Raw genomic sequence first — 9,586 nt, 5'->3', positions numbered from 1 at the left:
CGACTGCGGGGCTCGCGAACCCGGCTCACTCCTCGCACTCACCGGGCCACCCTTCGTTCGCGACTGCGGGGCTCGCGAACCCGGCTCACTCCTCGCACTCACCGGGCCACCCTTCGTTCGCGACTGCGGGGCTCGCGAACCCGGCTCACTCCTCGCGCTCACCGGAACCTCCGAACCGACACCGAGCAGCGACTTCGTCAACGCGGTCTCCAGCAGCAACTCCTGCGTGTTGCCGGTCCAGGCGACCCGGCCCGCGGAGAGCACCACGGCGTCGCGGGCCAGTCGGCGTACGACGGCCAGGTTCTGCTCCACGAGCAGCACCGGCACCGACTCCGCGACCCGTTCCAACACCTCGGCCACCTCGGTCACCACCTTCGGCGCCAACCCCTTGGTCGGCTCGTCGACCAGCAGCAGCCGGTTGTCGTTGAGCAGCACCCGTCCGATCGCGAGCATCTGCTGCTGCCCGCCGGAGAGCGATCCCGCCCGTTGGCGTCCGCGCCGGTCCAGCTCCGGAAAGAGCGCGAAGACCTTGTCGTACGCCGGGGTGGTGCCCCGCCGCTCGGCGAGCCGCAGGTTCTCCGCGACCGTGAGGCCGGCGAACACGCAGCGGTCCTCGGGTACGTAGCCGAGCCCGCCACGGACCAGCCGGTGCGTGGGCCGGGCCAGCAGGCTCTGCGCGCCCATCCGGACGGTGCCGCGGACCTCCCCGGCGGGCGGGGTGAGGCCGACGATCGCACGCAGCGTGGTGGTCTTGCCGACGCCGTTGCGACCGAGCAGGACCGTCACGCCGGTCGGGGCGACGGTGAAGGACACCCCCTGGAGGATGTGCAGCCCGGAGATCCGGACCGACAGGTCCTCCACGGTGAGAATGGGTTCCAGCTGAGTTGCTTCCGTTCGCGACTGCGGGGCTCGCAAACCCGGCTCACTCCTCGCGCTCACAGCACCACCTGAGGTTCGCGACTGCGGGGCTCGCAAACCCGGCTCACTCCTCGCGCTCACAGCGCCGCCTCCGTTCGCGACTGCGGGGCTCGCAAACCCGGCTCACTCCTCGCGCTCACAGCGCCTCCCCCAGGTAGGCCTCTTGCACCGTGGGGTTCGCCATCACCGTCTCCGGTGTGTCACAGGCCAGCAGCGCGCCGTGGTGCATGACGGCGATCCGGTCGGCCAGCTCCAGGATCACGTCCATGTGGTGCTCGACCATCAGCACCGAACGGCCGCTGTCGCCGGTCAACGACTTGATGACCGTGACCAGTTCGGGCACGTCCTCGGCGCTGACCCCGGCCATCGGCTCGTCGAGCAGCATCACCCGTGGCTCACCCGCGAGCAGCAACGCGATCTCCAACTTGCGCTTCTCGCCGTGGGCCAGGGTGCCGGCGAGGGCCGTACCCCGGTGGGCGAGGCCGACCCGGTCGAGCGCCGCGTCGGCGGCGGCGGCGACCTCCCGGTCGGCCGCCGCCCGCCGCCACAGCGCCATCGAGCCCCCGCGGTGCGCCTGCACGGCGAGCCGGACGTTCTCCCGCACGCTGAGCGAGCCGAAGACCGAGGAAGCCTGGAAGGTACGGCCCAGACCGAGGCGGGCCCGCCGGTGCGGCGGGAGCGAACCGATGTCCTGCCCGTCCAGGGTGATCCGGCCCTCCGTGGCCCGGCGCAGGCCGGTGATCAGGTTGAACAGTGAGGTCTTGCCGGCGCCGTTCGGCCCGATCACGCCCAGGAACTCCCCGGGCGCCAGGTCGAGGTAGACGCTGTCGACGATGGCGACCTCACCGATCCGCCAGGTCAGACCGCGGGTGGCGAGCATTTCTCAGCCCTTCATGGCCACGGCCGGTGGCGCGGTCTCGTCGCCGGTGAGGCTCTTCTGCGCGGTGGCCGTGAAGGCCGTGCCGCTGCCGGTCAGCTTGGCCTGGAACATCGGCTGGAGCAGGGCGTGGTCGGCAGCGCGGATGGTCATCTTGCCCTTGACCCCGTCGAAGCTCCAGTCCTCGAGAGCCTTGACCATCTTGTCGACGTCGTCGCCGCCCTCCTGCACGGCCCGCACCACCATCTGGGCGGCGGCGAAGCCGTCCGGGTGGAACAGGTCGATCGTGTTGACCTTGGCCTTGAGCGCCTTGCTCGCCTCGGTGTCGGACGCGCCGTCGAAGTAGTGCGACAGGAAGGAGATCTTCGCGCCGGCCGCGCCGAACGTCGGCCAGGAAGCGCGGATGTCCAGACCGGTGACGACAGTCGTGGACGACAGGACGCCCTGCTGGTCGAGGGTCTGCCACATCGCCGGGGCGGTGGTGCCGGCCCAGGCGACGAAGAGCAGATCCGGCTTGGCTGCCTTGATCTGGCTGGCGAACGGGGTGAACTCGGTGGCGCTGGCCGGCGCCCGAACACTGCTCACGGTGGCACCCGCGCCGCCGATGACGGCCTTGACGGCCGCCTCGTTGGCGTCGCCGAACGCGCCATCCTGGGCGAAGACCACGACCTTCTTGCCGGCCGGGTCCCCGATGAACGACTTGGCGGTCACCACGTCCTGGTAGGACTGCCGCCCGGACCGGAACGTGTACTTGTTCGCGCCGGTCACCGCGTCCGTGGCGGCCGGGCCGGAGATGAACAGGACCTTGTTCTGCGCAGCGATCGGCGCGACCTGCAACGCCACCCCGGACGCGGTCGAGCCGGCAATGATCTTCGTACCCTTGCCGATCAGGTCCTTCGCGGCGGAGACCGCCTTGGCCGGGTCACCGGCGTCGTCGACCTCGGTCAGCTCGATCTTCCGGTCACCGACCTTGCCGGTGCCCTTGGTGGCGAAGTCCAGCCCCGCCTTGAACCCCTCGATGTACTGCTTTCCGTAGCTGGCCAGGGCTCCCGACTGGGAGTACACCAGACCGACCTTGACCGGGGCGGCACTGTCGCCGCCGCCGGTGGCGGTGTCCTGCGGGCTACCACAGGCCGTGGCGGCCAACGCCGCGGCCATCATCGTGGCGGCGGAGAGGAACGCCCGCCGCGTGTGCCGGACCGTCATCGCGACTCCAGGTGAGGACAGGATGCTTGGTTGTCGGCTCACGCTAGAAGTGACGTCACCCACGAGCTATGTGGCGGAAACACACAAGTAACAGGTAGGGGGTGGCCGGGGGTAACAGCGGGCCACCCCCTCGATGGCTCGCACCCCCACGGGCCACCAGGGCCGTGTGTCGCCTCGCGCCATCCGCCGTCACCCACACGACCCGTCGTGGTCCGCCGGGCGCGGGCACCGCCGCCGACCGCCGAGCAGGTGGTCACAGAAAACCCGATGTCGTACGCACTGAGCGTCCTCCTCCGACACCGTCGTCTCCGCCCGGTCCACGTCGGCGAGGAAACCAAGCGCCCGCGTGATCGCCCGCGCGAACCGCAGCGCGCCCGGCAGATCAGCGGCCACCACCGGCAGGTGCACCACGAAGCGTTCCCTCTCCACGACCACCGTCCTCTCAGCATGGAGGGCGGTCCGGTGTGCGGGTAGGGGACGCCCACCGGACCGCCCGGCCCCACGCCCGCAGCCTTCGACGGCGGCGGTACGAACGCGGGACCAACCAGAGGCCCGCACTCCGAGGGTTTGCCGAACCAACCGGAGTCCTCATCATGCCCACAGCAGAAGCGCCATATCGGCGCATCGCCAACGAGATCGCCGCAAAGATCAAGAGCGGCGAGTTGAAGCCGGGTGACAAGCTGCCCTCCACTCGGGAACTCGCCGAGAGCTACGCCGTGCACATGAACACGGCGTCGCGGGCGCTCTCCCTGCTGCATGACCGCGAGCTGATCACCGGCCAGCCCGGGCGCGGCACCTACGTCGCCGAGCACCCCGGCCGGTAGGCACTCCGGCGACCCACCATTTGCCCAACGAGGGCTCCAGCGCAACGAGTCCCGGGTCCGCGCTGCGGCTGTGTCAGATCATGGACCGAGGACTGCGCGACGGCCAATCACCAGGGAGCCGTCAGCACTGCTCACTGGGCGTCCCCCCAACCGAATCCACTTCGGATGGCCTGAGCCGCAGGGCAGCGAGCCCGACGACGCAGCGCTACCTTCTCATGACCGAAGGTGAGCGATGCGGGGAGGGCCTTTGTCCAGCAACGACGAATTTTTCCGGTCAAAGAAGGCAGCTGCCGTACTGAAGCACGGCATTCTCAAGCGCTATCCCGTGGTCTTCGCCTCCAAGACAGGGCAGGGCAACCCGATCGTCTTCCTCGACGGCTACGCGGGCAGAGGTGAGTACGACGGCGGAGAGCCAGGGTCTCCGCTGCTGTTGTCCCGGTGCGCCGAGTTCGTCCAAGGCTTCCGCGACGTGCTCGCGTTCTTCGTCGAGCAGGATCCGGACAGCTACGCGAACCTGGAGCAGGTGCTCCGCGACAAGGGCGGGGCGGTTCGACGCGAACTGCGCCAGGGCACCCTCGACCAGCACCTGCCCGAGGTGCTGGCCTTAGCCAAGGGTGCCTCGCTCTTCGCCTTTCTCGACCCCTTCGGACCGGCTCTTGACTTCGATTTGATCCGGACAAGGCTGCTCGGACGCCCCAGCTGGCCGCCGACCGAACTGCTGCTGCATTTCAGCGTTTCCACCGTGGCTCGGATGGGACGGGCCGTCCACGTTGCCGAGAGTCGATCGGGTGGGCTGTCGGAGAGCGACCGGAGGACGGCTGCGCGATTGGACCGGTTCCTGGGTGGCGGCTGGTGGCGCAGCTACTTCGCCGAGGTGTCGGATGCGGGCGATGACCAGCGCGCCACGGACGTCGCACTCCGGGTTGCGGACAGGTATGCCCGAGATCTCACCCAGGGCTCCAACTACCAGGCGGTGCAGATGCCGGTGCGCCCACGCCCCGGTCTCGCCCCGAAATACGTCCTCGCCCTGTTCACCACCCATGGCGAAGGGGCCTGGCATTTCGCCGACACCCTGGGCAAGGCTGGCGTCGAATGGGAGGAGGCGTGGGTCCGGGAGCAGATCCGGCGGGGCGACCATGTAGCGGAGACGCTATTCGGGGACGGTCCCGTATTCGACGCCGAGCAGTACAAGGCCGAGAACGCCCCTCGTTGGTCAGGTGCGATCGAGCGGAACATCATCAAGTTGCTCGAACAGGCTTCTACGATCAAGATCGTCGATCATGTGCCGGAGATCTACGGTGACGTACTTGGGCACGCCTGGGCACCACATGTACGACAGGCCGTCAAGTCGCTGCATCGACAGGGCCGGATCAGCAGCCCCGGCACGGGAGACTTCTGGAAGGAAGTCCTCTGGCGGCCTTGAGTAGGGGCTTTACCCGCGGCAACCCCTACGCCTGCACAAGTAGACGTGGGGCGGGCATCTCGTCCCACGTCCGACCGTCGAGGTGCCGGCCGCCAAGTTTCGGCGTACGCCCGCCCCACTGCTTGAAGAAGAAGGCGGTGCCGGCAGATAGACACTGATCCCGGAGGTCACGCACCCACTCCGGATCCATCGGGCGGCAGCCCTGCCCCGACTCGCCCCCCGCGATCAGCCAGTCGATGCCGTCGAGATCCAGGTCGACCAGTGGCCCCAGCAGCGGCTCGGCCGAGATGAAACGTACTGCGGCCGGCACCTCGCGGAGCTGGGCGACCCGTTCCCGCTGAGCGTGAGCCTCGACGCTCACGCCCATCCAGACGTTCGCCGGCCAGTCGATCTGATGGGCGACCTTCGCCAGCCTGGCGGCGCGCTTGGTGAGCACCTGGAACGTATGCCTGGGGGTCTCGCGCATGACAGCGAAAACCTGTTGCACGTAGGCGAGTGGAACCCGGGCGTGGAACAGATCCGACATGGAGTTGACGAAGACTGTCCGTGGGTCACGCCAGCGACGAGGAATATCGAGGGCATCAGGGTGCAGGGCGACGCCAAAGCCGGGGCCGGAGGTGCGCGGGTCTCCATCGGTCTGATACTTGGCCGAGCGCATGGCTTTCAAGCGCTTAGCGAGGGTCATCGCATAACAGTTGTCGCAGCCCGACGAGATGCGGTCACAACCGGTGGTCGGATTCCAGGTTGCTTCCGTCCACTCGATGGCGCTTTTGTCTGCCATGCGCCGCTCCTTCCGCTCGACTGGCCCATACTGTCGAACAACCGTACGCATAGGAAGGGTTGCGCGGCGTGTCGGCCCGGCATCTTCGCTGGCAACGAAGCCGCCAGTCAGGGACCGACAACCTGCTGCCTGCGCCCCGTCAAGATCGTGCGTCCGAGGTGGCGAACGACGGGCCAGCGGGTGGGCCGGGCGTGATCGCCCCGGTGATCGGCCCGGCGCGGGTCAGCGGCCGGGTCGAGGTTCGGTGGCAGGGGGTCAGAGGCCGGCGCGGGCGGCGACTGCCGTGTCCGGGTGGTCGCTGAAGACGCCGTCGAGACCGAGGCCGAAGAAGAGCTCGTACTCGGCCGTGATGTCGCCGCGTGCGTTCGGGTCGGTGCCGATGCGGAAGTCCGTGGGAAGGAACTGGTTCTCCGCGCGGAACGTCCAGGAGTGCACGAGCAACCGCTCGCGGTGCGCGTCACGCACCACGTTCGTCGGGGCGAGCAGCTTGCCGGCGGCGTCGCGGGGCACGATCAGGTTCTTGTTCGCGCCGATGCCGTCTGCGTACGCGGCGATCCACCTGAGGCCGGCGGACGTGGCGAGGTCCTGGTAGGTACGGGTGTCACCGGTAGCGGTGAAGTCGTACGGGCGGCCGGTGGCGTCGAGGAGCTGGATCAACTTCACCTCGGTCAGCCGGCTCAGTCGGCGCAGGTTGGCCGTCTCGAACGACTGGATGAAGACGGGCGAGTTCTTCCGGTCCAGCTTGTTGTGCCGCAGCACCGCGAGCAGCGGCTCCTCCAGCGGCTTGCCGATCGACGTGAAGTAGCTCGGGTGCTTGGTCTCCGGGTAGATGCCGATGGTGCGGCCCCGTGCCCGCCCCTCGGTCCGGGCGAGGTCGATGACCTCCTGAAGTGTGGGCACCTCGAAGCGGCCGTCGAAGGCGGTGTTCGCCACGCGGACCTGCGGCAGCCGCTCCTTGGCCCGCAGCGTCTTCAGTTCGGCGAGGGTGAAGTCCTCGGTGAACCAGCCGGTCACGGCGACACCGTCGATGGTCTTGGTCGCCTTGCGGGCCGCGAACTCCGGGTGGGTCGACACGTCGGTGGTGCCGGAGATCTCGTTCTCGTGCCGGGCGACGAGCACGCCGTCGGAGGTGGACACCAGGTCCGGCTCGATGTAGTCGGCGCCCATCCGGATCGCCAGCCGGTACGCCTCCAGGGTGTGCTCCGGCCGGTATCCGCTGGCGCCACGGTGGCCGACGACGATCGGCCGGTCGGTGGCCCGGGTGCGGTCCGCGTCGGCCGAGGGGCCGGCGGCGGCCAGGGTGGGCACGGCCACGGCGGCGGCGGCGGCGGCGAGCAGTACGCCGGCCACGCCGAGGGTCGAGAGGGTACGTCGCAACGCCGTCTCCTGTCATCGAGGGGTGTCGCAGACAGCAGATCGGCTGTGGTTGACGGGGAGTTGGTCGAGGATTGACCGGCAGGTGAATCTCCGGAATGGGCGTTCCCCCTCCACGGGGCACCCGGAAAAGGAAGATTGTCTGGTGCGCCGGTTACTCCGCAACCCCGTGCGGCTGGTGCCGCTGGGGTTCCTGGTGCCGATCCTGCTCGGTACCGCGCTGCTGATGGCGCGCTGGTCGACCGTCCAGCACCACCGACCGCCCCTGGTCACGGCGCTGTTCACCGCGACCTCGGCGGTGTCCGTCACCGGGATGGCGGTCACCGACACCCCCAACTACTGGTCCGGCGGGGGCCTGGTGGTGATCACCCTGCTCACCCAGCTCGGCGGTCTCGGCATCCTCACCGTCGCGGCGCTGGTCATCCTCGTGGTCTCCCGTCAGCTCGGCCTGCGCAACCGGCTGCTGGTGCAGGCCGAGACGGCGGAGTTCGGCGTCGGAGATGTGACGCGGCTGCTGAGCCGGATCGCGGTGACCGTCTTCGCCTGCGAGGCGGTGATGACCGCGCTGGTCGCCGGCCGCCTCTGGTGGGCGTACGACTACGCGCCGGGCCGTGCCCTCTGGTCGGGGGTGTTCCACGCCATCCAGGCGTTCAACAACGGTGGCTTCGCGCTCTACTCCGACGGCCTGCTGGCCTTCGACCGTGACCCGTGGGTGTCGCTGCCGTTGGCGTTCGGCGCCATCGTCGGCGGTCTCGGGTTTCCCGCCCTGTTCGAGGCGGTCCGCGAGTGGCGCAGGCCGGCGGGGTGGGCGGTGGCCACCAAGTTGACCATCTGGGGCAGCGTGGCGCTGCTGCTGATCGGCTTCGTCGGCCTGCTCGCCGCCGAATGGACGAACGCCAGCACGATCGGCCCGTACGACGCCGCGGGCAAGATGCTCGCGTCGTTCACGCAGATCGCGCTGAGCCGGACCGGCGGGTTCAGTGTCCTGGACATCGCCGACCTGCAGGAGGAGAGCTATCCGCTGCTCATCGCGTTGATGTTCATCGGCGGTGGCAGCGCCAGCACGGCTGGCGGCATCAAGGTGTCCACGTTCTTCCTGCTGGCGTTCACCATCTGGGCGGAACTGCGTGGGGAGCCCGACGTGACGGTCGGGCACCGCCGGGTGGCCACGGCCAGCCAACGGCAGGCCGTCACCGTCGCTCTGCTGAGCGTCGCGTTGGTCACGGCCGGGACGATGCTCGTGCTGCTGCTCACCGAGGGCGTGCGGTTCGTCTCGGTGCTGTTCGAGGTCACGTCCGCGTTCAGCACCACCGGGCTGACCATCGGTCTGGCCGGCGAGCTTCCGAGCAGTGGTCAGGTGGTACTGACGGTGCTGATGTTCATCGGTCGGGTCGGGCCGCTGACCCTCGGGTCGGCGATCGCCCTGAACACCCGGCGCAGGCTCTACCGCTATCCCCAGGAACAGCCGATTGTCGGCTAGCGACGAGGAGGGTCGAGGTGTCGACGAGACGAGCGGACGGCGGCGGCGTCGTGGTGATCGGGCTGGGTCGGTTCGGGTGTCACCTGGCCGGGTCACTGGCCCGGATGGACCGCGAGGTGCTCGCCGTCGACCGCAACCCGGATCAGGTGCAGCGCTTCTCGGCCCAGCTGGACCGGGTGGTCCAGGCCGACGCGACCGAGGAGGGGGCGTTGCGGCAACTGGGCGTCGCGAGCTTCGGCCGGGCCGTGGTGGCCATCGGGGCGTCGGTGGAGGCGAGCGTGCTCACCGTACTGGCGCTTGTCGAGCTGGGTCTGCCGCAGATCTGGGCGCGTGCCACGTCACAGAAGCACGCCAAGATCCTGTCGTCGGTGGGCGCACATCACGTGATCTTCCCGGAGGCGGAGACCGGCGACCGGGTGGCGCATCTGATCGTCAGTCGACTGCTCGACTTCATCGAGTTCGACGACGCCTTCGCGATCGCCACCGTCCGGGTTCCGCCGTCCCTGGTCGGTCGTACCCTGCTCGATCTGCGCCCCGACGAACGCGACGGCGTCCGGGTGATCGGCGCGAAGGTGCCGGGTGAACGCTTCCGGTACGCCTCGGACGACACGGCGCTCGTCGACGGCGGGGTGCTGGTGGTGGAGGGCGGGATCGACCAGGTGCAGCGGTTCGCGGGGCGACGCTGACGCCTCACTTCTGGTGG

At 69.1% G+C, this 9,586-nt stretch carries 9 protein-coding genes and 1 pseudogene; 4 read left to right on the top strand and 6 right to left on the bottom strand.

The window, feature by feature from the left end; all coding sequences use genetic code 11:
- Window positions 1-171: 171 nt before the first annotated feature.
- From ABZU91_RS25265 to ABZU91_RS25250, 4 genes and pseudogenes are all read right to left on the bottom strand, one after another.
- A pseudogene (locus ABZU91_RS25265) lies at window positions 172-879 on the bottom strand (ABC transporter ATP-binding protein); the annotation flags it as partial.
- Between the two features lie 175 nt (window positions 880-1,054).
- Entirely contained in the window at window positions 1,055-1,798 is a 744-nt protein-coding gene (locus ABZU91_RS25260; RefSeq protein ID WP_355245130.1) for an ABC transporter ATP-binding protein, read from the bottom strand.
- Window positions 1,799-1,801: 3 nt separating this feature from the next.
- Window positions 1,802-3,001, bottom strand: a complete 1,200-nt coding sequence (locus tag ABZU91_RS25255; protein ID WP_355245127.1) for a substrate-binding domain-containing protein — start codon at window positions 2,999-3,001, stop codon at window positions 1,802-1,804.
- A gap of 189 nt (window positions 3,002-3,190) precedes the next feature.
- Entirely contained in the window at window positions 3,191-3,430 is a 240-nt protein-coding gene (locus ABZU91_RS25250; protein WP_355245125.1) for a hypothetical protein, read from the bottom strand.
- A 164-nt stretch (window positions 3,431-3,594) separates the two neighbouring features.
- Here ABZU91_RS25250 and ABZU91_RS25245 point away from each other — a divergent pair, with 164 nt between their 5' ends.
- Window positions 3,595-3,825, top strand: a complete 231-nt coding sequence (locus ABZU91_RS25245; protein WP_139586398.1) for a winged helix-turn-helix domain-containing protein — start codon at window positions 3,595-3,597, stop codon at window positions 3,823-3,825.
- Window positions 3,826-4,072: 247 nt separating this feature from the next.
- Window positions 4,073-5,248: a three-Cys-motif partner protein TcmP gene (gene tcmP / locus ABZU91_RS25240; RefSeq protein ID WP_355245122.1), complete on the top strand. Its 1,176-nt coding sequence runs from the start codon at window positions 4,073-4,075 to the stop codon at window positions 5,246-5,248.
- 25 nt (window positions 5,249-5,273) lie between these two features.
- On the opposite strand, the gene ABZU91_RS25235 is transcribed toward tcmP, so the two are convergent.
- Window positions 5,274-6,029 (bottom strand): phage Gp37/Gp68 family protein, encoded by a 756-nt coding sequence (locus ABZU91_RS25235; RefSeq protein ID WP_355245119.1) that lies wholly within the window; start codon window positions 6,027-6,029, stop codon window positions 5,274-5,276.
- Window positions 6,030-6,284: 255 nt separating this feature from the next.
- Window positions 6,285-7,406 carry a glycerophosphodiester phosphodiesterase gene (locus ABZU91_RS25230; RefSeq protein ID WP_355245116.1) on the bottom strand — a complete coding sequence of 374 codons (1,122 nt, stop codon included), beginning with the start codon at window positions 7,404-7,406 and terminating at the stop codon, window positions 6,285-6,287.
- A 142-nt stretch (window positions 7,407-7,548) separates the two neighbouring features.
- Here ABZU91_RS25230 and ABZU91_RS25225 point away from each other — a divergent pair, with 142 nt between their 5' ends.
- Both ABZU91_RS25225 and ABZU91_RS25220 read left to right on the top strand, forming a co-directional pair.
- A complete protein-coding gene (locus ABZU91_RS25225) occupies window positions 7,549-8,883 on the top strand; it encodes a potassium transporter TrkG (RefSeq protein WP_355245113.1) in 1,335 nt (444 codons plus the stop codon).
- 17 nt (window positions 8,884-8,900) lie between these two features.
- A complete protein-coding gene (locus tag ABZU91_RS25220; RefSeq protein WP_355245110.1) occupies window positions 8,901-9,569 on the top strand; it encodes a TrkA family potassium uptake protein in 669 nt (222 codons plus the stop codon).
- Window positions 9,570-9,586 lie beyond the last annotated feature (17 nt).

This window comes from Micromonospora sp. NPDC005174 (assembly GCF_040608495.1).
GTDB lineage: Bacteria > Actinomycetota > Actinomycetes > Mycobacteriales > Micromonosporaceae > Micromonospora.
This window is presented reverse-complemented; position numbering and strand designations above follow the sequence as displayed.

Coding starts and splice junctions, on each gene's coding strand:
- ABZU91_RS25260 (WP_355245130.1), bottom strand. CDS start 1,798: ATGCTCGCCACCCGCGGTCTGACCTGGCGGATCGGTGAGGTCGCCATC.
- ABZU91_RS25255 (WP_355245127.1), bottom strand. CDS start 3,001: ATGACGGTCCGGCACACGCGGCGGGCGTTCCTCTCCGCCGCCACGATG.
- ABZU91_RS25245 (WP_139586398.1), top strand. CDS start 3,595: ATGCCCACAGCAGAAGCGCCATATCGGCGCATCGCCAACGAGATCGCC.
- ABZU91_RS25235 (WP_355245119.1), bottom strand. CDS start 6,029: ATGGCAGACAAAAGCGCCATCGAGTGGACGGAAGCAACCTGGAATCCG.